Consider the following 23,812-nt stretch of genomic DNA (forward strand, 5'->3'; position numbering starts at 1 on the left):
CATGTCGGAAAGCGACGCACCCGAGCCCGAGTCCCCCGCGAGCAGCGAGGAAGCAAAGGAGAACGCGCTTCTGTTCGGCGTCTGGGACGTCTCCGAAATGGAGTACACCGACCCCAGCATGAGCCGGTACATCAAGGCGACGCCCATCGCCCACACGATGGGTCGTCACGCCTCGAAGCAGTTCCAGAAGTCCGAAATCAGCATCGTCGAGCGGCTCATCAACCGCCTGATGCAGACCGAGGACAACACGGGACACAAGCAGAAGACGAGCAAAATCGTCAAGGAAGCGTTCGAAATCGTCAACGAGCGCACCGAGGAGAACCCCGTGCAGGTGCTCATCCGCGCGGTCGAGAACGCCGGCCCCCGCGAGGAGACCGTCCGACTCAAGTACGGCGGTATCTCGGTCCCGCAGGCCGTCGACGTCGCCCCGCAGCGCCGCGTCGACGAGGCGCTGAAGTTCATCGCGCAGGGCACGCTCAGCGGCTCCTACAAGACGACGACCACCGCCGCCGAGGCGCTCGCACAGCAGCTCGTCGGTGCGGCCGACTACGACGTCCAGACGTACGCTATCTCCCAGAAAGAGGAGAAAGAGCGCGTCGCCGAAGCAGCCCGGTAATCTCTCCACTCTCTTTCGTTTTTCACCGCGCCGAGTGACGACGCCGTCCGGTCGGGCCGGTGGGACCCACGCCGTCCGTCTGACGCCTCGCGGCCGGTACGTAGCGCTCAGTCGGCGGCCATCTCCGGGTTGACGACGTAGTGTTTCACCACGTCGACGAGCGTCCGGCGGTACTCGCTTTTCGAGGGGTCGTCGGCGAGCGTTCGGAAGTGCTCTTTGAACGTCTCGAGAGACACCGACGGCGCGTCGTCGCCCGCGGCGTGGGCGAGGTCGTACAGCCGGTGGTCGGACTCGACGAGGTCGTGTCGCTCCACGAGCGCGAGGGCGAACGCGGCGTTCACGGCCGTGATTTCGGGGTCCGAACCCGAGGTGACGAGTCGGGAGCCGGGGCGGCCGGACGCCTGCGGTCGGTCGGCGAGCGCCGCCGCCAGTTGCGACTCGAGGAACTGGACGAGCTTGTCCGCGGGCGCGACAGACAGCGTCAGGTCGTCGGCGTAGATGTCCTTGCAGTGGTTAGCGATTTGATAGCAGTGCGCGAGCTTTCGGCGCTCGACGGTGCGCCCCGCGAGCGCGAGAAAGACCGCCTCGCGCGTGGACTGGTAGTGCGAGACGTGGCCCTCTTCGTTTCGGGCCATGTGTGAGAGCTCGTGGAGCGCGAGTTCGCGGGCCATCGCGCTGGTGGCGGCCTGCCGGGAGATGTTGAGGACGTGGTGGTCCTGATAGTGGCCGGCCCACGTGCGGGAGTCGGGATCATCGCGAACGCGCACGTACACGGGGTACGAAAGCTCGAACTCGGTTTCGAACAGGTCGGCGGCGCTCAAGAACGGGTCTGCCGGTGCGCCCCCGACGACTCGGAGGTCCATTCGACTTGAGAAATGTTATCAATCAACATGACTCTTACGCCGAGTGGGCGACGAGATCCGCGTCCGGCGGACAGTCTCGCCTATCGTGACAAAAATGCTCATACCCCGGCGGTAGGGCGGCTGAAAATGGGAAATCCGCTCGGCAAAAACACTACTCTTTTGACCCTCCTGCCGGTAGACCCCTGTATAATGGGCCGACGAAAGAAGATCGTCCAGGAATGTGAGAAACTGATGGACAAGCCGGAGCAGATCCGGAACATCGCCATCGCCGCTCACGTCGACCACGGTAAGACGACCCTCTCCGACAACCTCCTCGCGGGTGCGGGCATGATCTCTGACGAGACTGCCGGCCAGCAGCTCGCGATGGACACGAAGGAAGACGAACAGGAACGCGGCATCACCATCGACGCCGCAAACGTCTCGATGACCCACGAATGGGAAGGCGAGAACCACCTCATCAACCTCATCGACACGCCGGGCCACGTCGACTTCGGTGGCGACGTGACGCGCGCGATGCGCGCCGTCGACGGTGCGCTCGTCGTCGTCGACGCCGTCGAGGGTGCCATGCCGCAGACCGAGACGGTCCTGCGTCAGGCGCTCCGCGAGGGCGTCAAGCCGGCGCTTTTCATCAACAAGGTCGACCGCCTCATCAACGAGCTGCAGGAAGGTCCCGAGGAGATGCAGAAGCGCCTCGTCGACGTCATCTCTGACGTCAACGAGCTCATCCGCGGGATGACCGAGGAGAAGGACTACGACTGGACGGTCTCCGTCGAAGACGGGACTGTCGCCTTCGGGTCCGCCCTCTACAAGTGGGGTGTCTCCATGCCGTCGATGGAGGAGACCGGTATCTCCTTCGGCGACATCATGGAACTCGAGCGCGGTGGCGACCGTCAGGAACTCCACGAGCGCACGCCGCTTTCGGACGTCGTTCTCGACATGGTCGCGGAGCACTTCCCCGACCCCCTCGACGCCCAGCCCCGTCGTATCCCGACGGTCTGGCGCGGTGACTCCGAGTCCGACCTCGCGCGCCAGATGCGCGAAGTCGACGACGACGGCGAAGTCGTCTTCATGGCGACCGACATCTCGATGGACCCCCACGCGGGCGAAATCGCGACGGGTCGCCTCTTCTCCGGTACCATCCGCAAGGGTCAGGAGCTCTACGTCTCCGGGACCGCGGGCAAGAACCGCGTCCAGTCCGTCGGTGTCTTCATGGGCGGCGAGCGCGAGGAACTCGACCGCGGTGTCCCCGCAGGGAACATCGCGGCCGTCACGGGTCTCCGTGACGCCATCGCCGGTTCCACCGTCTCCTCCGTCGAGATGACGCCGTTCGAGTCCATCGAGCACATCTCCGAGCCTGTCATCACGAAGTCCGTCGAGGCAGAGCGCATGGACGACCTGCCGAAGCTCATCCAGACGCTCCAGCAGGTCGCGAAGGAAGACCCGACCATCCGCATCGAGATTAACGAGGACACGGGCGAGCACCTCATCTCCGGTCAGGGCGAGCTCCACCTCGAAGTCATCACCCAGCGCATCCGCGACAACCAGGGCATCCCGGTCCGCACCGGTGAGCCGATTGTCGTCTACCGCGAGCAGGTCCAGGGCAAGTCCCACGAGGTCGAGGGCGTCTCCCCGAACCGCCACAACAAGTTCTACATCACGGCGGAACCCCTCTCGCAGGACATCGTCGACTCCATCAAGCTCGGCGAAATCTCGATGGACATGCCCGAACTGGAGCGCCGCGAGGCCCTCCAGGAAGCCGGCATGGACAAGGACACGTCCCAGAACGTCGAACACATCCACGGGACGAACATCCTCATCGACGACACGAAGGGTATCCAGCACCTCAACGAGACGATGGAACTCGTCATCGAGGGTCTCGAAGAGGCGCTCGACGACGGTCCGCTCGCCGCGGAGCCCGTTCAGGGAACGCTCCTACGCCTCCACGACGCGCGACTCCACGAGGACACCATCCACCGCGGTCCCGCCCAGGTCATCCCTGCGACGCGTGACGCGGTCCACCGCTCGCTCATCGCGGGTCAGGTGAAGCTCCTCGAACCCATCCAGAACGTCCGCATCGACGTCGCCTCCGAATACATGGGCTCGGCCTCCGGCGAGATTCAGGGTCGCCGCGGCCGCGTCGACGACATGTACCAGGAAGGTGACCTCATGGTCATCGAGGGCATCGCGCCCGTCGAAGAGATGATCGGCTTCTCGTCGGACATCCGTTCGGCCACGGAAGGTCGCGCCTCCTGGAACACGGAGAACGCCGGCTTCCGCGTGCTCTCGGACAACCTCCAGCGCGAGAAGATCATGGAGATCCGCGAGCGCAAGGGCATGAAGCTCGAGCTCTCGCAGGCTATCGACTACATCTAAGCGCGAGCCTTCGCGCCTTCTTTCGTTTTTTCACCCGGGCAGCGATGGCCCCGGTCCGTCGGCCCGCCGCCGTGCCGCGCCCGACGGCCTTCCCGCGTCGTCCTCCGGTGGCCGAGACCGTCTCCGAGCGCTCTGTCGCGGTCGACCTCCCCGTGACACATGCCAGCACGCTGTCGACGTCGGCAAACCGTGTCGGCTGCGAAGGCTTATACCACGTGGCCGAATCACGGATACGTATGCGTAAGGGTACGTCTCTCGACTCCTGGCGCGACGACGCGAAACCACGACCGAACCGCGCGTCGCGGACAACAGCGTCGGGACGGCCCACGGGGGTGGGGCGATGAGCGCACAGGACCTCGACGGCGGGAGCGACGCCGAGACCGACGGGAGCGGCGAGATGCCGAAACCGCACACGATTCGGCTCGAACTCGTCGACGAGCCCGGACAGCTTTTGGCCGCGCTCAAGCCCATCTCCGACAACGGCGGTAACTTGCTTTCCATCTTCCACGAGCGCGGGAGCCTGACTCCTCGGGGGCACATCCCCGTGGAGGTCGACCTCGAGTGCCCGCCCGACCGCTTCGAGCGAATCGTCGAGGCGCTCCGCGACGCCGGCGTCAACGTCATCCGCGCCGGCGCGGAGCACTTCGGCGAGGAGGTAATGGTCATCCTCGTCGGCGACATCGTCGATTCCGACCTCTCGGACACGCTCCACCGCATCGAGTCCTCGGCGGACGCGACGTTACAGGACCTGTCGCTGTCCGCCCGCGAGGGGACTAACGAGGCGTCGAGCGCACGACTCCGGCTCGCGGTCCGCTCCGGCCGCGTCGACGAGACGCTGTCGGTCGTTCGCGACCTCGCCGCCGAGAAGGGACTGCACGTCGTCGAGCCGCTCGCGGAGGGGTCCCAATGAGCCTCAGACTCGCCGTGCTCGGTGCGGGCGCGGTCGGTGGCTCGGTTCTCGACCTCGCGGGCGACTACGGCCACGACGTCGTCGCGTTCGCGGACTCGTCTTCCTCCGCGGTCGACCCCGCCGGACTCGACCCGAGCGCGGTCCACGACCGCAAGGAACGCGACGGCGTGGTCGGGGAAGCGGACCCCGGTGCGGTGTTCGACGCCGACTACGACGTGTTGGTGGAGGCGACGCCGACGACGCTGGGCGACGCCGAGCCCGGGTTCTCGCACGTCGAGCGGGCGCTGGCCGACGACCGGCACGTCGTGCTCGCGAACAAAGGGCCCGTGGCTGAACGGTACGCCGACCTGCGCGCGCTCGAAGCCGAAAGCGAGGGAACCGTCCAGTTCGAGGCCGCCGTCGGCGGCGCGATTCCCGTCCTCTCGACCATCTCGGACCTCGGCGCGCCCCACGTGACCGCCGCTCGCGGCGTGCTGAACGGGACGGCGAACTTCATCCTCTCGCGGATGGCCGCCGAGGGACTCGACTACGAGCACGTGCTCGCGGAGGCCCAGGACCTCGGCGTCGCCGAGGCGGACCCGACGTTCGACGTCGACGGCATCGACGCCGCGCTGAAGTTCGTCATCCTCGCGAACGTCCTCTCCGACGGCGAGACCGAGTACGCGCTCGACGACGCCGAGGTCGAGGGCATCCGCAACGTTCCGGGGACGGCGCTCGACCTCGCCGCCGAGGACGGTCGGACAGTCCGCCTCATCGGCGAGGCGACCGCCGACGGGGTCCGCGTCGCCCCGCGGCTGATTCCGCAAGGCTCCGCGCTGTCGGTCACGGGCACGCAGAATATCGTCCAGTTGGAGACCAAACACGCGGGCCAACTGAATATCAGCGGCCGCGGGGCGGGCGGTCCGGAAACGGCGACCGCCGTCCTGTCCGACGTTTCACGCCTCGAATAGCGGCACAGGCGGCCCCTATCCCTGTTTCTTTCGACTGTCGGTATCTACCGGATACGCCGTTTCCGGGACCGTGGTATGGTTCCGCAAATCGCAGTACGGCGGTTAGACGGCTCGTAGCGCGTATCGAAATCGTTTTAGGGGTTTCAGCAAAAACATTCCCCACAGAGCGCCTTAGCGCGTGAACACACCAATGAGCGACAAACCCCACCAGAATCTGGCCATCATCGGCCACGTCGACCACGGTAAGAGTACGCTCGTCGGCCGACTCCTGTTCGAGACCGGCTCCGTCCCGGAGCACGTCATCGAGCAGCACCGAGAGGAAGCCGAGGAGAAGGGCAAGGGCGGATTCGAATTCGCCTACGTCATGGACAACCTCGCCGAAGAGCGCGAGCGCGGTGTCACCATCGACATCGCCCACCAGGAGTTCGACACGGACGAGTTCTACTTCACCATCGTCGACTGTCCTGGCCACCGCGACTTCGTCAAGAACATGATCACCGGTGCCTCGCAGGCTGACAACGCGGTCCTCGTCGTCGCCGCCGACGACGGTGTCGCGCCTCAGACCCGCGAGCACGTCTTCCTCGCCCGCACCCTGGGCATCGGCGAACTCATCATCGCGGTCAACAAGATGGACGTCGTCGACTACAGCGAAGACAAGTACAAGGACGTCAAGGAGCAGGTCAACAAGCTCCTCAAGCAGGTCCGCTTCAACTCCGACGACGCGACCTACGTCCCGATTTCGGCCTTCGAGGGCGACAACATCGCCGAGCGCTCCGACAACACGTCGTGGTACGACGGCGACATCCTCCTCGAAGCGCTCAACAACCTGCCGGCACCGCAGCCGCCGACGGACGCGCCGCTGCGCCTGCCCATCCAGGACGTCTACACCATCTCCGGCATCGGTACGGTCCCGGTCGGCCGTATCGAGACGGGTACCCTCAACCCCGGCGACAACGTGAGCTTCCAGCCCTCTGACGTCGGCGGCGAGGTCAAGACCGTCGAGATGCACCACGAGGAAGTCGACCAGGCCGGACCTGGCGACAACGTTGGTTTCAACGTTCGTGGCGTCGGCAAGGACGACATCCGCCGCGGCGACGTCTGTGGCCCGGCTGACGACCCGCCGAAGGTCGCCGAGACGTTCAAGGCGCAGGTCGTCGTCATGCAGCACCCCTCGGTCATCACCGCTGGCTACACGCCGGTCTTCCACGCCCACACGGCGCAGGTCGCGTGTACCATCGAGTCGATCGACCAGAAGCTCGACCCCGCGTCGGGCGAGGTTGCTGAGGAGAACCCGGACTTCATCAAGTCCGGCGACGCCGCCATCGTGACCGTCCGTCCGCAGAAGCCGCTCAGCATCGAGCCGTCCTCCGAGATTCCGGAGCTCGGCAGCTTCGCTGTCCGTGACATGGGTCAGACCATCGCGGCCGGCAAAGTGCTCGAAGTCAACGAGCGATAACGATGCAACAGGCACGCGTTCGGCTCGCCGGCACGAGTCCGGAAGACCTCGACGATATCTGCGACGACGTCCGCGAGATCGCGAACAAGACGGGCGTCAACCTCAGCGGGCCGATCCCGCTGCCCACGAAGACGCTCGAAGTCCCCGCCCGCAAATCGCCTGACGGCGAGGGGACGGCAACGTGGGAGCACTGGGAGATGCGCGTCCACAAGCGTCTCATCGACCTCGACGCTGACGAACGCGCTCTGCGCCAGCTGATGCGCGTTCAGGTTCCGAACGACGTCAGCATCGAGATCGTCCTCGAAGACTAACGACGGCGCTGTCCGGACTTCCGGACCGCCCGTTCGTGACGGCCCGCCCGTCACACTCGCGGCTGTCGAGGCGCGCGTCCGGAGGACTCTGCCTCCGAGCTGACTTTCAGCGCTAAGGCGCGTGTCATCTCACTTCCGTTCGACACGCGAGCAGACGCCCGTAGAATCACCCGACGGAACGGGATGCTATCGCATGCCCGGCCGCGGACAAAACATAGGGTATAAGTGTATCCCACGACTCCGTGGGAATGAGGGCTCGTAGATCAGTGGCAGATCGCTTCCTTCGCAAGGAAGAGGCCCGGGGTTCAAATCCCCGCGAGTCCATCCACGTTTTCACAACGTTTCTAAGGCCCGCAAGACGCCTCTCTTGCGGTCTCACGCTGTAACGTTCATCGGCCAGCGGCTGAACAAAACACCGGTTTCATCGAGAGTTCCTACTCACTCCGAATCCACCCCGTTCACGTCGGGCGATTTTCGGGAGGGAATCCCGGCATGATACCCCTCGTAATACAGCTACGAGGCCGAACCCCCCGAACCGACTCCCCGTCCGCTCTGACACAAGAGTTTCACTAACTACGCGTCAAAAGCGACCAATGTTCGAGACACCGGCGTCGGTACAGGGGTATGGTCCGGTCGTCGCACTCTTCTGGGCCTACGTTCTCATCGCACTCGGGGTTACGCTGGGGATTCGTCAGCTCGGGCTCCCGGATGAAACGACGCTGTACGTCTTTCTCGGAGTCGGACTTGTCCTCCTCAAACCGTTCGTCCCGCTGTTCAAGCGGTACTCTCCGTAGCTATCGACTACCGAACGTTCACTTCCGCCGAATCCTACACTTTCACCCCGCTCATGGCGGACCCTCTTATCGTCTCGCTCCGAGGCCGTCGGTATGGAAACACGACGAGGCGAACCCCCGTCGGACCCGACGGCCCTCTTTCGAGCCATCGTCTCGAAGCTCCGCGAGACGCGCCGCGGAGTCCACCAGCATCGGATGGCGCAGGCGCTCCTTCAGAAGGACGCCAACGGCTCGCGGCTGGTCGGACTCGACGAGGACACCGAGCGGGCGGTCTTTTTCAACCCCGCGTCGCGGACGCTCGAACTGATACCGTTCGACCGTGAGGGGACTCACGAGGAGCGCGCGGCGGTGCTGTCGCGTCGGTTGAGCGACCCGTCGTCGTGGGTCGAGGCTAACGCCGCGGGGCTGTCGTGGGTCCACCCGCACTTCCGGTGGGCCTGCGGGTTGGACGACGCCGGAGGAAGATGAGCCACCACTCGTGCGTCGCGTCCGACCGTGACCGGTGTCCGACCGTGAAGAATTATACGCACGCCGCGCGCACAACACGTCCATGAACGACGAGGAACTCGACGAACTCCGGTCGTCGCTCACGCCCTACGAGTCGAGCGGCGGCGTCACCACCTACCAGAACACCGTCTCTATCGCCTGTCCGGCCTGTGAGAAACCGTTCGACGACTTGGTCGTCTGCGAAAACGACTACAACAGTCTCGAACTGAGCATGATGCTCGACCTCTGTGTGACTCAGCACGACGGCGACGTGCTCCTGTTCACGCACAAACAAGAGGAGTAACGCAGCCGGCGGCGGTGAGCGCCTTTCGGTCGCTTCGGCACATCGCTGACTGAGCCTATGGTCTCGCGTTCGCCTCGCCGGCCGCGGGCGGCGGGGTCGTCCGCCCGGTTATTCGCGCGGCGGGAGGCCGTTTTCGTCGATGACCTCGCCGTCGTCGTCGACGGTAACGATGCCGCGGTTGTTGACCGCGTAGGGGTCCAAGCCGACTTCTTGGAGGAACTGCTTGTAGAGCCGCTCGGCCGTCTCGGCGTCCTTCTGACGGTCGGAGGCGCGGTCGCAGAGCTCGACGAGGTCTTCGGGCACGTCGTTTTCGTGGACGATCCAGTGGTTGATGAGGTCCGACAGCCGCCGGATGGGCGAGGTGAAGTGGCCGTAGATGTCGAAGTTGAGCGCGTAGTGGCCGCCGAAGGGGTCGTTCATGTACTTCGCGCGGGGCATGACCTTCAGCACGGCGCGCTGAATCTTGTTGAGCGTGCGGGAGTTCGCGCTCTCTAAGGCGTCGTTGACGGCCTTCCGCGGCTCGTCCCACGACGTGGACTTGATGCTCACGCCGTCGAGTTCGGTGATTTCGCGGAGCGCCTTGTCCCACTGGTCGGGAGTCGGCTGCGGGTGGACGCGGTACATCGCCTCGACGCCGCGGTTCCACATGAGTTCGTGCGTGACGGCCTTGTTCGCCTTCAGCATGCACTCCTCGATGATGGTGTGGGCGCGGTCGCGGCTCGGGTTGAGAACGAGCGAGCCGTCTTCCTTGCGCTGTTCGTGGAGTTGGTCCGCGAGGTCGAAGACCAGCGCGTTCTCGTCGTGGAGGGGGAGGTCGGGGTCTTCCAGCCGGTTTTCACACTGCGTGTAGGTGAGCCGTTCGTTGGAGTGGATAACGGACTTGTAGATGTCGATAGACTCGAACGAGAGCGTGTCCTTCTTGATCTCCATCTCGACGGTGTGGGCGAGGCGGTCCTCTTCGGGGACGAGAGAACAGACCGTCTCGGCCAGCGCCGGCGGGAGCATGTGGATGGTGTAGGCGGGGAGGTAGACGGTGTTCCCGCGCTTGACGGCCTCGGCCCACATCTCCGAACCGGGGTGGACGTAGTGGGTCACGTCGGCGATGTGGACCCACAGCGTGTACGTCTCCTCGTTCTCGCGGATGCTCAGGGCGTCGTCGAAGTCCTGGGCGTCGACGGGGTCTGTCGTCCACGTCGTGAGGTCTCGGAGGTCCTTGCGGTGTTCGAGCTCGTCTTCGATCTCCTCGTGGACGCCGTCGGTGCGCGCACGCGCCTCCGAGAGGACTTCCGGCGGGAACTTGTCTCGAATCTCGAACTCCTCGAACAGGTCCTCGCGCTTGTTCTGGAGGTGTCGCGCGAGTTCGGCGTCTATCTCCACCGGTCCTTGCCCTTCGGCGGTCCCGGCGTACGCCTGCGCGTCGTCTGACATAGCCCCGACTAGACGGGGCAGGGAGAAATGAGTGTCGGGCACGAGCCGCGACGAGAGGGAAACGACGTCGCTCGTGAGCACGCTCGCGCGCGCCCCGGCGGCGGGCCAAGGAAAGCGACCTCAGCGACCGCGCTCGCCGGGGGATTCGTACCGCTCTTTGACCGCGTCGAAGTAGCGAAGCAGGAACTCCTCGTTGGTGATGCCGTGTTCTTCGATGTCGATGAGGAGGCCTTCGAGCTCCCCGCGGGGCTGGTGACAGAGCCCTCGATAACAGGACTTACAGAGGTGTTCGAACCGCTTGCCGTGCCGTTCCCAGCGGTTCCCCTCTTTGTCGTACTCGCGCGCCGCCGACCGGAGGACCGCGTCACCGCATGCGATGCACACGACACGTTTCCGGTCCCGGTTCGTCCGGGAGCGCCACATATCGTTGGAGTGGACCCAATCGTACTTAGCAGTTTATCCTGTCACAGTCTGACGCGCGTCAGACGCCGACGTGGTTCGGGTTGCTTCGGATTGCTTCGGGTTGGTTTTGGGTTAGCTCGGGTCGACTCGCGTTCGACCGGCCGCCGGGGTCGTCGCCGACCACTCGATGCGGAGCGGTCGATTTATCGGCCGTGAGCGTCCACGACCCGGTATGAAGGTCAAGTCTCGCCACCACCTCCGAAGCGACGAAATCGACGCCCTGTGTGATTCCATCGAATCGTCCCTCGGCGTCGCCCTCGACGGCGACGCGTTCGAGGCGGTCGAGTTCGCCGACGCCGACTACGAGGTCGTCCTCGTCGACGGCGAGCCGGCGGTCATGTACGTCGACGACCAGCCGTTTCTCACGGTCAAGGGCGCGAACCAGCTCCCGCCGACGACGAACGTCGTCACGGTCGACGCGGGCGCGGTCTCGTTCGTCTCCAGCGGGGCCGACGTGATGCGCCCCGGCATCACCGAGGCGGACGACACCATCGAGGCTGGCGACCTCGTCGTCATCGCCGAGGAGACCCACGGCAAGGTGCTCGCCGTGGGTCGCGCGCTCGAAGACGGGGCGGACCTCGTCGGCGACTCCGGCAAGGTCGTCGAGTCAATCCACCACGTCGGCGACGACCTCTTCGAGTTCTCCGTCTGAGCCGACTGTTTCTTTGCCCCGGCGCGCGCGGCTCTCGGCCACGTCGGCTACTCTTCGGCGTACTTCTCCAGCGCCGCCTCGTATCCCTCTCGCGCCATCGAAAACGTCTCCCGAAGGTCGCGAAGCGGCGTCTCCGTCGCGTCGACCCGGAGGTCGTTGTAGTACGGCTCCATCTCGCGGTCCTCGGTCGTGGTCACGACGACGGCCGCGCTCTGGACGTCGAGGTCGTCGCGCTTGTCGCCGCCCGCGGCGTGTCCCGCGCCGAGCGCGTCGATGAGTCGCTTCGCGAGCGGCTCGTCGCCGTCGACGCTTCGCTCGTAGGCGTCGGCGGCGGCTTCGACGACTTCCGCGCCCGTGAGCAGGTTGCCAGCGACGGTGTAGTCGTCGCCTTCGCGGTGGCCCGCCCAGCCGAGACAGTCGTCGCCGGTGAAGGCGAACGTCCCCTCGGAGCCGACGCCGTGGAGCTGTCGCTCCGACCGGCCGTCGTCGGCGTTCAACAGCGCCTGTAGGGCGTCGTCGACGGCGAGGCCGTCTTCGAGGTAGTCCATGCCCTTCTCCCCGAGTTCGACGTTCGTCAGCGCCTGTGTCGCGACCGCGCCGTGTTCACTTGCAAACGGACAGAGGGCCCCGACGCCCGGCAGGCGGGTCGTCACGGCGACGCCGAAGCGGTGCTGGTCGTCGCCGCCGTCGTCGACGTACGACTCGCGGACGCAGATGCTGAAGGTCATCGTGTTCGTCTGCTCCCGCGCGCCGCGAGGTAAAAACACCCGGCGAAACGACGCGGACGGCGCGCGCGTCGGACGTCCGCCGGCGTCGTCGCCTCCCGCGGCACCACCCTCCTGTGGCCGTACTGCCGTCGATTCGTCCCGCCTCAGCGCTCAGACATGTCTGAAGAGAGACAATCGTCTGACGTAAGAACTAACCCCGTTGTGGCCTCTCTACGTCCTATGGGTATCATGAGTAAGATTCTCGGTGGTGGTGGTTCCCGAACGACCGAGGACTACGTCGAACTCGACCTCGACGACTTCGACACCGCTCGCGGCGACGCCGGCCTCTCGGTTCACATCGCCGAAATCGGCGGCCAGCAGGACGTTATCGCCATCAAAGACGCCGTCTACGACGGCAATCTGGTCATCGCGGACATCCCCCGCCACACGACCTCCGACAACACGATGGAACACATCATCGACGACCTCCGGCAGGTCGCGCGCGAGGTAGACGGCGACATCGTCCAGAAGGGCGACGACCAAATCGTCATCACGCCGACGGGCATCTCCATCTCGCGGCAGAAGCTCAACGGCTGACGCCGGCGGACGACACCGCGCACGCTCCGATTTCTCCCGAGTCGCCGACGCGAGCGATGCGGCTCGAACGGCCCGAACCGATGCCTATTCGGTCCTCTCGTTCCTAGAGTCGTCCGAATGAGCAAGGACTACATCGAGGTTCGCGGTGCCGAAGAGCACAACCTCAAGAACCTCGACGTTCGCATCCCCCGCGAGACGTTTACCGTCGTCACCGGCCTGTCGGGGTCAGGCAAGTCCTCCCTCGCGTTCGACACCGTCTACGCGGAGGGTCAGCGGCGGTACATCGAGTCGCTTTCGGCCTACGCGCGGAACTTCCTCGGCCAGATGGACAAGCCGAAAGTCGAGGCCGTCGAGGGCCTCTCGCCCGCCATCTCCATCGACCAGAAGAACGGGGCCAACAACCCCCGGTCGACCGTCGGGACCGTCACCGAACTCCACGACTACCTCCGCCTCCTGTACGCCCGCGTCGGCACCCAGTACGACCCCATCACGGGCGAGAAGGTCGGCGAGCAGTCCGCACAGGACATGGTCGACCAGATTCTCGAACTCCCCGAGGGCACCCGAGCGAAGGTCGTCGCGCCGGTCGTCCGCGACCAGAAAGGCGAGTTCAAGGACCTGTTTTCGGACCTCGTCTCCGAGGGCTACGCCCGCGTCGAGGTCGACGGCGAGGAGTTCGACCTCTCGTTCGAGACGCCCGAACTCGACAAGAACTACGACCACACCATCGACGTGGTCGTCGACCGCGTGAAGGTCGCGCCCGAGGCGCGCTCGCGCATCGCCGACTCCGTCGAGACCGCGCTCGACGAGGCCGGCGGCGTCCTCAAACTCATCGTCCCCGACCCGCCCGAGGACCTCCCCTTCGCCTCCAACACCCGTTCGACCGGGTCGCTCGCGGGCGAGGGCGACGACCGCCTCGTCGTCGAGTTCTCCGAGGAACTCGGTAACCCGAACTCGTCGTTCCGTTTTTCGGAAATCGAGACGCGGTCGTTCTCGTTCAACAGCCCCCACGGGGCCTGCCCGGAGTGCGAGGGCCTCGGCAAGGCGAAGGAGGTCGACCCCGACCTCGTCGTCACCGAGCCGTCGAAGCCGCTCAAGCACGTCTTCGAGCCGTGGAGCTACAACCGGACGTACTACCGCCGCCAGCTCGACAACGTCGCCGACCACTTCGGCGTCAGCGTGGACACCCCGTTCGAGGAGCTTTCGGACGAGGTGCAGGACGCCTTCCTGTTCGGCACCACCGAGGACGTGGTGTTCGAGTGGACGACGAAAAACGGCACGCGCCACAAGGAACACCCCTTCGAGGGCGTCGTCGGCAACCTCGAACGCCGCCACGTCGAGACCGACTCCGACCGGACGCGGGACCACATCGAGGAGTTCATGGCCGTCACGACCTGCCCCGACTGCGACGGCTCGCGGCTCAAAGAGCAATCCCGCCACGTCCGCGTCGGCGGCACGACGCTCCCCGAGGTCAACCGCATGACCATCGCGGGCGCGCTCGAACACTTCGAGGGCCTCGAAGCCGACCTCTCGGAGCGCGACCGCACCATCGCACAGGAGATTCTCAAGGAGATTCGCGCCCGCCTCGGCTTCATGACCGAGGTCGGCCTCGAATACCTCACCTTGGACCGCGAGGCCGCCACGCTCTCGGGCGGCGAGTCCCAGCGTATCCGCCTCGCCACGCAGGTCGGCTCCGGCCTCGTGGGCGTTCTCTACGTCCTCGACGAGCCGTCTATCGGCCTCCACCAGCGCGACAACGACAAACTGCTCAACACGCTCGAAGGCCTCCGCGACCTCGGTAACACGCTCATCGTCGTCGAACACGACGAGGAGACGATGCGCCGGGCCGACGAAATCATCGACATGGGGCCCGGCCCGGGCAAGCGCGGCGGCGAGGTCGTCGCGCAGGGCGATTTCGACGATATCGTCGCGGCCGACGACTCCATCACGGCCGACTACCTCTCGGGCCGCAAGGACATCGACGTGCCCGACGCGCGGCGCGAGGGCGACGGCGAACTCGTCGTCCGCGGCGCGCGCCAACACAACCTCGACGACCTCGACGTGCCGCTTCCCCTCGGGACGTTCACCGCCATCACCGGCGTCTCGGGGTCGGGTAAGTCCACCCTGATGCACGAGATTCTCTACAAGGGACTCGCCCGGCGGATGAACGACAACACCTCCGTCGACCCCGGCGAGCACGACGCCATCGAGGGCTACGACGAAATCGAGACCGTCCGGCTCATCGACCAGTCGCCCATCGGTCGCACCCCGCGGTCGAACCCGGCGACGTACACCGGCGTCTTCGACTACGTCCGCGAACTGTTCGCCGAGACGAAGCTCTCGAAACAGCGCGGCTACGAGAAGGGCCGGTTCTCCTTCAACGTCAAGGGCGGCCGCTGTGAGGCCTGCAAGGGACAGGGCAACGTCAAAATCGAGATGAACTTCCTCTCCGACGTGTACGTGCCCTGCGAGGAGTGTAACGGCGCGCGCTACAACGCCGAGACGCTCGACGTGACGTACAAGGACAAGACCATCGCCGACGTGCTCGACATGGAGGTCGACGAGGCGCTCGACTTTTTCGAGGCGAACTCGCAGATTCGCCGCCGCCTCCAACTGCTCCACGACGTGGGCCTCGGCTACATGCAACTCGGCCAGCCGTCGACCACGCTCTCCGGCGGCGAGGCACAGCGCGTCAAACTCGCCGAGGAACTCGGCAAGAAGCAGACCGGCGACACGCTCTACCTGCTCGACGAGCCGACGACCGGTCTCCACAAGGAAGACGAGCGGAAGCTCATCGAGGTGCTCCAGCGCCTCGTCGACAACGGCAACACCGTCCTCGTGGTCGAACACGAACTCGACCTCGTGAAGAACGCCGACCACATCGTCGACCTCGGCCCCGAGGGCGGCGCGGGCGGCGGCACGGTCGTCGCCAGCGGCACCCCCGAGGAGGTCGCCGAGAACCCCGACTCCCACACGGGTCGGTACCTCCGCGACTACCTCCCCGACGTGGACGAGGAGGGGCCGCGCTCGGACCGCCGCAACCCCGCGAAAGTGGCGAACGACGACTGAACGCGCGCCGACTTTTCTTCAGCGCCGACGGTGCTCTCAGCGACGCTGATACCACCAGTAGCCGACGCCCGCGAGCGCGAGGACCACGACGAGCGCCGGGAAGAAGGGGAACGTCGTCGCCGGTTCGACCACCTCGACGGCGACCCGCTGGGTGCCCGTCGAGAGCTGTCTGCCGGCGTCGTCCTCGTAGCTCACGTCGACGCCGACGACCTGCGTCTTCGGGACGGCGTCGCCGCTCACTTCGAGGTCGAAGACGACGAGGCGCGTCTCGCCGGCGTCGAGTCGCGGGACGAACGCGACGGCGTCCTCGCTCGAAAGCGGCTCCTCGGCGACGAGCCTGACCGTCACGTCGGTCTGCGGCGTCGCCTCGGTGTTCGTCACCGCGAGGACGAGCCGGCCGGTCGAATCCACCTCGAACGTCGCGTTCCGCGGTTCGACCGCGACGGCGGGGTCGCCGGTGCTCACCGCCGCGAGCACGTCGGTCCGGTCGGCCGCGCGCAGTTCGTCGCCCGGCGGCCGGTACTCGACGACGAATGGGAGTCGACGCGTCCCCGGCGTCGTGCCCGCGGCGAGGCCGATGGCGTACTCGAACTCGGCGACCTCGCCGGGCGCGAGCGTGCCGACGGTCACGTCGAGGTCCGTCGGCGTCAGCGCCGGGTCGTCGGATTCGAGGCGGAGCACCACGTCTCGGGCCTCGCCCTCGCCGACGTTCTCGACGGTGCCGACGACGCGGCCGACACCGCCGACTCTGAGCGTGCTCTCTTCGACCGTCACGGCGAACGCCGGGCCGGCTCCGGGGTCGAGACCGGCGACCAGTGACTGGACCTTCCGGTCGCCGCCGGGGTTGCGGAACGAGACGGCCACGTCGAGCGAGTAGGGCCGGTCGAGCGCGTCGTCGGCGACGCGGGCGCGGAAGCTCACGCGCCTCGTCTCGCCGGGTTCCCACGCGCCGACGTAGGCCTCCGCGGCGGGCGCGCCGGCCCCGAACGTCACTTCGGAGTCGGCGGACGCCACGCCGACGGTCGTCGCCGAGGCGGTCGCGTCGCCGACGTTCACGAGTTCGAGCGTCAGCGTGCCGGTGTCGCCGACGGCGACCGCGGCGTCCACGTCCGCGAGTTCGAAGTCGGCCCCGCGGGTCGGGCGCACCCCGGCGACGAACGACCGCGAAGTCCGCGTTTGGCCGTCCTCGTCGCGGTAGGTCACGGTCAGGTCCACCGAGTAGTTGCGGACGATGGCGTCGTCGGCGACGCGGGCGCGGAAGCTCACGCGCTCTGTCGCGCCTTCCTCCCACTCGCCGACGAACGTCTCCGCGGAGGCGACGCCGCTTCCGAACGTTATCTCCGGGTCGGTCGAGGTGACCGTCACCGTCGCGTCCGCGGCCCCGACGGGCCCGACGTTCTCGATGTCGACCGCGACGGTCCCGCTGTCACCGACCGCGAGGGCGGCGTCGACCGTCCGGACCGCGAACGCGGGTCTGCGCTCGACGACCACTTCGAGGTCCCGCTTGATGGTCCGACTCCGGTGGGTCGTCCGGACCGTCTCGCCGTCCACGTACACCGAGGCGGTGTAGTCGTAGGTGAACGTGACGGGGAGTTCGTAGGTACCGGGCCGCGCGCCCTCGGCGACGCGGAGGCGGAGCGACGCCGGCCCGGAGACGCCCTCGGGGACGGTCCCGACGGGAATCTCACCGCTGACGACGGTGATGGGGCCGTTCGACTCGCCGCGGATGGTCAGCGCGCGGGCCGTCTGGACGAGCGCCTCGTACTCCTCGGGGCCGTCGTTGGTGACCGTCCCGCTGTTGACGACGAACACCTCGACCGCGGCCTCGGTACCGGCGACGAGTCGGTTCTCCGGCGCGATAATCGAGAGGTCGGGACTTCCGGTCACTCGGCTGGCGGCCGCGGCGCTCCCGGTTGCGCCGGCGAGGGCGGACAGGACCAGTAGCGTGGCGAGGAGCGCCGCGCTCGCCCGCCGGGTACGACGAGTCATGGTGAAGGGACCGGCGGGCGAGCCCGCTTCAGTCGCGCTAGATACGCGGCATGTAAGCTTAACAACACGCTCGGCTCTCAATCGGTGGTAACGTCACGCAAGGGATACGTCCGGAGCGCGCCTACGTGTGGGTATGTCCGTCCCCGCCATCGACATCGACGGCCTCACCAAGTTCTACGGGGACGTTCGCGGGGTCGAGGAGCTCTCGATTTCCGTCTCGGAGGGCGAGCTGTTCGGCTTCCTCGGCCCCAACGGCGCGGGGAAGTCAACGACGATTCGCCTGCTTCTCGGCCTGCTCAAACCGACCGACGGTACGGCGAGCATCCTCGGGTTTCCGGTGGACGACCGCGCGGCCTTCCTCGACGTGCTCTCGCGCGTCGGCCACATCCCCGGCGACCCGCGGTTCTACGACGACGTGACCGGCCGCAAGACCCTCGACTACTTCGCCGGACTCTCCGGCGACGCCCGCCGCGACGAACTCCTCGACCGCTTTCCGGTGCCGCTCGACCGGCCGGTCCGGGCCTACTCCCGCGGCAACCGGCAGAAACTCGCCATCGTGCAGGCGTTCATGCACGACCCGCGGGTGGTCGTGATGGACGAGCCGACCTCGGGGTTGGACCCGCTCGTCCAACAGGAGTTCTACGAGTTCCTCCGCGAGGAGCGCGCCCGCGGGGGGACGGTGTTCTTGTCGACGCACATCCTCGGGGAGGTCCGCGAGGTCTGCGACCGCGTCGCCATCATCCGAAACGGTCGGCTCGTCGCCGTCGAGGACATCGACGACCTGCTCGCCCGGAGCGGGAAGGTCGTCACGGTCCAGTCGCCCGACTCCATCGACCTCGCCGACTTCGACTTTCCGGAGACCATCGACGCCCGCATCGAGCCCGACGGCTCCCTCCGACTCGTCACCTCGGGCAACTACGACGCGCTCGTGGACGCCCTCGACGGCTACCGAATCGACGACCTCGAAGTCCGCGAGACGGCCATCGAGGACGTGTTCATGCACTTCTACGACGAGGGTGACGGCGGAGAAGACGGCGTTGACGTCGGCGACAGCGCCGCCACCGACGACGGGGGCGACGCCGAGGACCCGTCGCCCGCCGACGCCGAGGAGTCCGCGAATGCGTGAACTCGACATCGCGTCCTTCGAATTCGCCCGGCGACGGCGCGGGCTCGTCATCGTCTGCGTGCTCCTCGTAGCGACCGCGGGGCTCACCATCGCCGTCTTCCCGTCGTTCGGCGAGTCCGACATCGACTTCGCCGAACTGCTGGAGTCGTACCCCGAGGAGTTTCAGGCGGCCTTCGTCGGGAGCGTCACCGACTTCTCGTCGCTCGAAGGCTACCTCGTGGTCGAACTCTACCAACTCGTCTGGCTCCTCATCGTCGGGAGTTACTTCGCCTACGCCGCGGGGTCGCTCGTCGCCGGCGAGGTCGACCGACAGTCGGTCGAACTCGTCCTCGTCCGGCCCGTCTCGCGCACCCGGTTCGTCGTCGGTAAGTTCCTCGCGATGCTCCCGGCGGTCGCCGTCGTCGACCTCGCACTCCTCGCGGCCGTCGTCGTCGGCGCGGGCCTCATCGACGAGGAGATTCACCTCACTCGCCTCCTCGCGGTCCACGCCGTCGGCGGCCTCTACCTCGTCGCCTGCGTCGCGGTCGGCCTCCTCGCGTCGGCGTTCTTCGGGCGCGTCCGCCGGGCGCAGGGTGCGGCCATCGGCGTCGTCTTCGGGACGTTCCTCCTCGACTCCCTGACCGTCGACACCGACTACGAGTTCCTCGGAGCCCTGTCGCTCACGCGCTACCTCGACCCCGGCGAACTCCTCGTCGCCGGCGACGTGGACTGGGGTGGCATCGCCGTGCTCGTCGCCGTGACGTGCGTCCTCGTCGTCCTCGCGGCCGAGGTGTTCGAGCGTCGCGACCTGTCGTAATCGTCGTTCTGCTCTCGGTCACCCGCGGCCCGCGCGACCGGCGCGAGCCACGCCCCGCGCCCGCTTTTTCACCGTCGAGCCCCTCTGTCCCCCATGCACCTCTACGCCGCCGCGAACGGCGCGGTCCTCTCGGTCTCGGGGTCGCCCGACGACTCGACCGCCCGTCGGAGACTCGCCGACCACCGCATCGAGTGCGTCGCGGCCGACCCGCGCGCGCCGGACCGGGCGTTCTGCGGGACCTTCGACGCCGGCGTCTTCCGAACGACCGACGGCGGGGCGTCGTGGCACGCGGTCGGCACCGACGCGCTCCCCGAGTCGGTGACGAGCCTCGCCGTCTCGCCGGCCGACCCGGACGTGGTCTACGCCGGTACCGAGCCCTCGGCAGTCTTCCGTTCTCCCGACGGCGGCGACACGTGGGCCGAACTCGCGTCGCTTTCGGACCTCGATTCGGCGTCGTCGTGGGCGTTTCCGCCCCGCCCGCACACCCACCACGTCCGCTGGATAGAACCGGACCCGACCGACCCCGACCGGCTGTTCGTCGCGGTCGAAGCCGGGGCGCTCGTCCGCTCGCTCGACGGCGGGGAGACGTGGCAAGACCGCGTGCCGTCGAGCAAGCGAGACACGCACTCGATGGCGACGCACCCCGACCGACCGGGTCGCGTCTGGGTCGCCGCGGGCGACGGCTACGCCGAGACCGACGACGCGGGCGAGACGTGGACGACGCCGACCGCGGGGCTGGGCCACGGCTACTGCTGGAGCGTCGTCGTCGACCCCGCGGACCCGGACTCGGTGCTTCTGACGGCCGCCTCCGGGCCGATGCGCGCCCACCGGGTCGAGTCGGCGGCGGCGTACCTCTACCGCCGGGCGGACTCGTCGGAGGGCGGTGGTGAGTCGTGGGAACGCCTCGACGAGACCGGACTGCCGACCGGGCCGGGCGCGACGCGAGGGATTCTTGCCGCCGGTCTGTCCGGCGGCGAGTGCTACGCCGCGAACGACCGCGGCCTCTACCGGACGACCGACTTCGGCGACTCGTGGGACCGAATCGAGGTCCCGTGGGACGGGACACGACGGACTGCGGCGGGGCTGGCGGTCGTCGAGTAGCCGGGCGGTTTTTCCTCCGAGACGTCCCCTCGTCCGAAGCGAGAAGATTCATGGGTCGGCGCGGCAACGGCCAAGCATGTACGATTTCGCCGTCGTCGGCGTCGGTCCCGCCGGCGCGCGGTTCGCCCGCCGCGCGGCCGACGCGGGCTACGACGTGCTCGCGCTGGAGAAAGGCGAGGTCGGGACGCCCCTCGCGTGCTCCGGGCACGTCAGCACCGACATCTGGGAGTACGTCCCCGACGAGGCGCGCGACCGCCTGTTTCAGAACCGTATCTACGGGGCGAACTTCCGCGTCGGCGGCCCGAACTCCAAGGCATACCCGTTCTACAAGCAAAGCGAGGTCTCGAACGTCATCGACCGCGTCGAACTCGACCGCACCCTCGCCGACTGCGCCCGCGACGCCGGCGCTGACGTGCGCGAGGGCCACACCGTCACCGCCGTCGAGGAACTCGACGACCGGGTCCGACTGACCGTGAGCGTGGCCGGTGAGGCCGGTACCGTCCGGTTCGAGGCGAAGATGGTCGCCGGGTGCGACGGCCCGACCTCGCGGGTCCGCCGAGCGCTCGACCTCCCCGAACCGTCGGAGACGCTCCACGGCGTCCTCGCGTTCGACCCTGACCCGGACGACGGCGACTTCGTCGACGTGCACCTCACGGTCCCGCGCTTTTTCGCGTGGCGCATCCCCCGCGGCGACGCCGGCGTCGAGTACGGCCTCGCGGCCCCGCCGGGCGCTGAGGTCAACGAAATGTTCGACGCGCTCACGAACACCTACGACGTGGAGACGGAGCACTTCTGTTCGGGTGCCATCCCCATCGGCCCGCCGGACCGGACGACCACTCGTCGGGCGTTCCTCGTCGGGGACGCGGCCGCCCAGACCAAACCGTTCACCGGCGGCGGCATCCTCTACGGGATGACCGCGGCCGACATCGCCGCCGCGACCATCGACCCCGACGACCCCGAGACGCTGTCGGCCTACGAGGACACGTGGCGCGACGAACTCTCCCGGGAGATTCGGCTGGGCCACCTCGTGCGCCGGTGTTACTCTTTCCCCGAGTGGCTCCAGCGGGTCGGTCTCCGGTCGCTGTCGGGGGAAATCGGCGTCCACATGGACAAGCCGAGCTCGTTCTTCTCGCGCGAACACCTGAAGAAACTGCTCTGAAAGGGCCGGGAGCGCCGAAACGCTCCGCTCCTATTTCTCGCCCGGATACGTCGGGAGCCGCGCCGACACCGCGCTCCCCTCGACGAACGGGAGCGACTCGCGGGTCGCGCCGACGCGGTCGTCACCGACCGCGACTTCGAGGTCGTCGGCGTCGAGGCCGTAGTCCACGAGCGCGAAGCCGATGGGTGATTCGAGCATCGGGCTCTCGACGGCGCGGGTGACGGTCCCGACCGGGTCGCCGTCCGCGGAGACCTCGGCGCCCGCGTCGGGGAGGTCGTCGGCGCGGAAGCCGACGAGTCGGCGCGAGGGCCGCCCGCGGTTTTCGACCTTCGAGACGACCTCTTGGCCGACGAAACAGCCCTTGTCGAAGTCGAGCGCGTTGCGGACGCCGACGACGTTCGGGAGGTTGCCGCGGAGTTCCGACTCGAAGAGCGGCGTGCCGGCCTCGGCGGTGAGGCTGTCCCACGTCTGGTAGCCGACGGGGACCGAGGGGTTGCCGTAGAACAGCAGCGCGTCGAGCACGTCTTCGGCGTCCTTCGCGCGGCAGATGACGTCGTAGCCCTCCTCACCGGTCGGGTTGTCGGAGGCGACGACCGTGACGCCGAGTTCGCCGCCGATAGAGCCGCGGACGAAGGAGAGCTCCGGTTCGGGCGCGCCCGCCCCCGAGAGGATGCTCGCCACCTTCTCGGTGGACTGCGGGCCGTGGACGCCGAAGACGCCGAACTCGTCGGACGCGTCGCGGAGTTTGACGCGCTGGAGGAACGTCTTCGAGCGCCACTCTTCGACGAGCGGTTCGGCGCGGTCCCGCGGGGTGAAAATCAGCAGTCGCTCGCCCGCGTTGTAGACGTACATCTCCGTCTCGATGCGGCCGTCGGGGTCTAAAAGTAGGGCGTAGACGCCCTCGCCGTCCTCGTCCGGGACGGTGTTGGTCACCGCGTTGTCGACGTAATCGACCCGGTCTTCGCCCTCGACGACGACGACGCCGTAGCCGTGTTCGATGACGCCGACGCCGTTTCTGACGGCGCGGTGGGTCCGCTCGGGGCGGCCGTAGTGGCTCACGACCTCGATTCCGCCGCGCGTCTCGAACGTCGCACCGTGTGCCTCGTGGATGTCGGCGACGAGTGTCATTACCCCCCGTTTCGCCTTCGGCGCGTAAAACCCTCCCACTCCCGGACGACTCGCCCGGCTTTCGGTCGGCGGTCCGCCGGCGACGGCCGCGGGCGGACCGGACAGTCAAAACGAGTCCGTTCTCCGCGCTGGCTCGCTCAGAGCCCGAACCGCTCGCGGAGTCTCTCGAACAACGACGCGTCCTCTTCGACGGCTTCGCTCGGGTCCGGAACGACGCGCTCGTCGGCGTGGATGAGCACCCCCGTGTCGGCCTCCTCGACCACGATGAGGCCCTCGTCTTTCAGCGCCGACAGCGCCTCTTCGATGGTGTCGATGTCGGCGTCCACGGCGGCACGGAGTTCGAACACCGTCATCCCCTCGTCGTGGCGGTCGACGAGCGCGTCGAGCACCGCGACCTCGATGTCGCGGCGGTTCCGGAACTCCCGCCTCGCTCTCATAGCGGGTACATCGTTCGCCTCCTGTTTACTTGTACCGCCCGTCTGACGGACGTCCGACAGGCAGGGGGTACCTTTTTGTTTCCGAACCCCGGAATCCTCGC

The 23,812-nt window shown here is 67.2% G+C and carries 22 protein-coding genes, 1 tRNA gene and 1 pseudogene; 17 read left to right on the plus strand and 7 right to left on the minus strand.

What is annotated here, in order from left to right:
• Window position 1 precedes the first annotated feature (1 nt).
• Window positions 2-616, plus strand: coding sequence for a 30S ribosomal protein S7 (locus C457_RS02045; RefSeq protein ID WP_008091508.1), 615 nt, complete (start codon window positions 2-4; stop codon window positions 614-616).
• Between the two features lie 107 nt (window positions 617-723).
• Here the strand turns inward: C457_RS02045 and C457_RS02050 are convergent, their stop codons facing one another.
• A complete protein-coding gene (locus C457_RS02050) occupies window positions 724-1,479 on the minus strand; it encodes a DUF5781 family protein (RefSeq protein WP_008091509.1) in 756 nt (251 codons plus the stop codon).
• A 189-nt stretch (window positions 1,480-1,668) separates the two neighbouring features.
• Here C457_RS02050 and C457_RS02055 point away from each other — a divergent pair, with 189 nt between their 5' ends.
• The 9 genes from C457_RS02055 (at window position 1,669) to C457_RS02095 (ending at window position 9,063) form a co-directional block, all read left to right on the plus strand.
• Window positions 1,669-3,852, plus strand: coding sequence for an elongation factor EF-2 (locus tag C457_RS02055; protein ID WP_008091511.1), 2,184 nt, complete (start codon window positions 1,669-1,671; stop codon window positions 3,850-3,852).
• 340 nt (window positions 3,853-4,192) lie between these two features.
• Window positions 4,193-4,762 (plus strand): amino acid-binding protein, encoded by a 570-nt coding sequence (locus C457_RS02060; protein WP_008091513.1) that lies wholly within the window; start codon window positions 4,193-4,195, stop codon window positions 4,760-4,762.
• Entirely contained in the window at window positions 4,759-5,712 is a 954-nt protein-coding gene (locus tag C457_RS02065) for a homoserine dehydrogenase (protein WP_008091515.1), read from the plus strand. Before C457_RS02060 ends, C457_RS02065 begins: the two co-directional genes overlap by 4 nt.
• Before the next feature lie 190 nt (window positions 5,713-5,902).
• Window positions 5,903-7,168 (plus strand): translation elongation factor EF-1 subunit alpha, encoded by a 1,266-nt coding sequence (tuf, locus tag C457_RS02070; protein WP_004044564.1) that lies wholly within the window; start codon window positions 5,903-5,905, stop codon window positions 7,166-7,168.
• A gap of 2 nt (window positions 7,169-7,170) precedes the next feature.
• Window positions 7,171-7,479, plus strand: coding sequence for a 30S ribosomal protein S10 (gene rpsJ / locus C457_RS02075; RefSeq protein WP_004044563.1), 309 nt, complete (start codon window positions 7,171-7,173; stop codon window positions 7,477-7,479).
• Window positions 7,480-7,731: 252 nt separating this feature from the next.
• Window positions 7,732-7,803: transfer RNA gene (locus tag C457_RS02080), tRNA-Ala, on the plus strand.
• A 269-nt stretch (window positions 7,804-8,072) separates the two neighbouring features.
• Complete coding sequence (locus C457_RS02085) at window positions 8,073-8,273, plus strand: hypothetical protein (RefSeq protein ID WP_008091522.1); 201 nt, start codon at window positions 8,073-8,075, stop codon at window positions 8,271-8,273.
• 93 nt (window positions 8,274-8,366) lie between these two features.
• Entirely contained in the window at window positions 8,367-8,741 is a 375-nt protein-coding gene (locus C457_RS02090; protein ID WP_008091523.1) for a hypothetical protein, read from the plus strand.
• Between the two features lie 82 nt (window positions 8,742-8,823).
• Window positions 8,824-9,063: a DUF7385 family protein gene (locus C457_RS02095; RefSeq protein WP_004065334.1), complete on the plus strand. Its 240-nt coding sequence runs from the start codon at window positions 8,824-8,826 to the stop codon at window positions 9,061-9,063.
• A gap of 108 nt (window positions 9,064-9,171) precedes the next feature.
• Here the strand turns inward: C457_RS02095 and C457_RS02100 are convergent, their stop codons facing one another.
• Both C457_RS02100 and C457_RS02105 read right to left on the minus strand, forming a co-directional pair.
• The gene (locus C457_RS02100) at window positions 9,172-10,491 is read right to left on the minus strand and encodes an RNB domain-containing ribonuclease (protein ID WP_008091527.1); all 1,320 of its coding nucleotides are present in this window, start codon (window positions 10,489-10,491) and stop codon (window positions 9,172-9,174) included.
• 120 nt (window positions 10,492-10,611) lie between these two features.
• On the minus strand, window positions 10,612-10,914 hold the full coding sequence (locus tag C457_RS02105) for a DUF7562 family protein (RefSeq protein WP_008091528.1): 303 nt from the start codon (window positions 10,912-10,914) through the stop codon (window positions 10,612-10,614).
• A 211-nt stretch (window positions 10,915-11,125) separates the two neighbouring features.
• Between C457_RS02105 and C457_RS02110 the strand changes: the two genes are divergently transcribed.
• Window positions 11,126-11,605, plus strand: coding sequence for an RNA-binding protein (locus C457_RS02110; protein WP_008091529.1), 480 nt, complete (start codon window positions 11,126-11,128; stop codon window positions 11,603-11,605).
• 47 nt (window positions 11,606-11,652) lie between these two features.
• Here the strand turns inward: C457_RS02110 and C457_RS02115 are convergent, their stop codons facing one another.
• A complete protein-coding gene (locus C457_RS02115; protein WP_008091530.1) occupies window positions 11,653-12,333 on the minus strand; it encodes a DUF1028 domain-containing protein in 681 nt (226 codons plus the stop codon).
• A 219-nt stretch (window positions 12,334-12,552) separates the two neighbouring features.
• Between C457_RS02115 and C457_RS02120 the strand changes: the two genes are divergently transcribed.
• Both C457_RS02120 and uvrA read left to right on the plus strand, forming a co-directional pair.
• Window positions 12,553-12,909 carry a cell division protein SepF gene (locus tag C457_RS02120; RefSeq protein ID WP_008091531.1) on the plus strand — a complete coding sequence of 119 codons (357 nt, stop codon included), beginning with the start codon at window positions 12,553-12,555 and terminating at the stop codon, window positions 12,907-12,909.
• A 117-nt stretch (window positions 12,910-13,026) separates the two neighbouring features.
• Complete coding sequence (gene uvrA / locus C457_RS02125) at window positions 13,027-15,975, plus strand: excinuclease ABC subunit UvrA (RefSeq protein ID WP_008091532.1); 2,949 nt, start codon at window positions 13,027-13,029, stop codon at window positions 15,973-15,975.
• Between the two features lie 36 nt (window positions 15,976-16,011).
• Here the strand turns inward: uvrA and C457_RS02130 are convergent, their stop codons facing one another.
• Complete coding sequence (locus C457_RS02130) at window positions 16,012-17,964, minus strand: COG1361 S-layer family protein (protein WP_008091533.1); 1,953 nt, start codon at window positions 17,962-17,964, stop codon at window positions 16,012-16,014.
• Between the two features lie 133 nt (window positions 17,965-18,097).
• Between C457_RS02130 and C457_RS02135 the strand changes: the two genes are divergently transcribed.
• The 4 genes from C457_RS02135 (at window position 18,098) to C457_RS02150 (ending at window position 22,146) form a co-directional block, all read left to right on the plus strand.
• Window positions 18,098-19,090 (plus strand): ABC transporter ATP-binding protein, encoded by a 993-nt coding sequence (locus C457_RS02135; RefSeq protein ID WP_008091534.1) that lies wholly within the window; start codon window positions 18,098-18,100, stop codon window positions 19,088-19,090.
• Window positions 19,083-19,886: an ABC transporter permease subunit gene (locus tag C457_RS02140; RefSeq protein WP_008091536.1), complete on the plus strand. Its 804-nt coding sequence runs from the start codon at window positions 19,083-19,085 to the stop codon at window positions 19,884-19,886. Before C457_RS02135 ends, C457_RS02140 begins: the two co-directional genes overlap by 8 nt.
• Window positions 19,887-19,979: 93 nt before the next feature.
• On the plus strand, window positions 19,980-20,987 hold the full coding sequence (locus C457_RS02145) for a WD40/YVTN/BNR-like repeat-containing protein (protein ID WP_008091538.1): 1,008 nt from the start codon (window positions 19,980-19,982) through the stop codon (window positions 20,985-20,987).
• 76 nt (window positions 20,988-21,063) lie between these two features.
• The gene (locus C457_RS02150; protein WP_008091540.1) at window positions 21,064-22,146 is read left to right on the plus strand and encodes a geranylgeranyl reductase family protein; all 1,083 of its coding nucleotides are present in this window, start codon (window positions 21,064-21,066) and stop codon (window positions 22,144-22,146) included.
• A 30-nt stretch (window positions 22,147-22,176) separates the two neighbouring features.
• Here the strand turns inward: C457_RS02150 and ygfZ are convergent, their stop codons facing one another.
• Both ygfZ and C457_RS02160 read right to left on the minus strand, forming a co-directional pair.
• Window positions 22,177-23,274, minus strand: coding sequence for a CAF17-like 4Fe-4S cluster assembly/insertion protein YgfZ (ygfZ, locus tag C457_RS02155; protein WP_008091542.1), 1,098 nt, complete (start codon window positions 23,272-23,274; stop codon window positions 22,177-22,179).
• 137 nt (window positions 23,275-23,411) lie between these two features.
• A pseudogene (locus C457_RS02160) lies at window positions 23,412-23,795 on the minus strand (DUF6432 family protein); the annotation flags it as partial.
• Window positions 23,796-23,812: the final 17 nt, after the last annotated feature.

Source organism: Haloferax prahovense DSM 18310 (genome assembly GCF_000336815.1).
In the GTDB taxonomy this organism is placed as follows: Archaea; Halobacteriota; Halobacteria; order Halobacteriales; family Haloferacaceae; genus Haloferax; species Haloferax prahovense.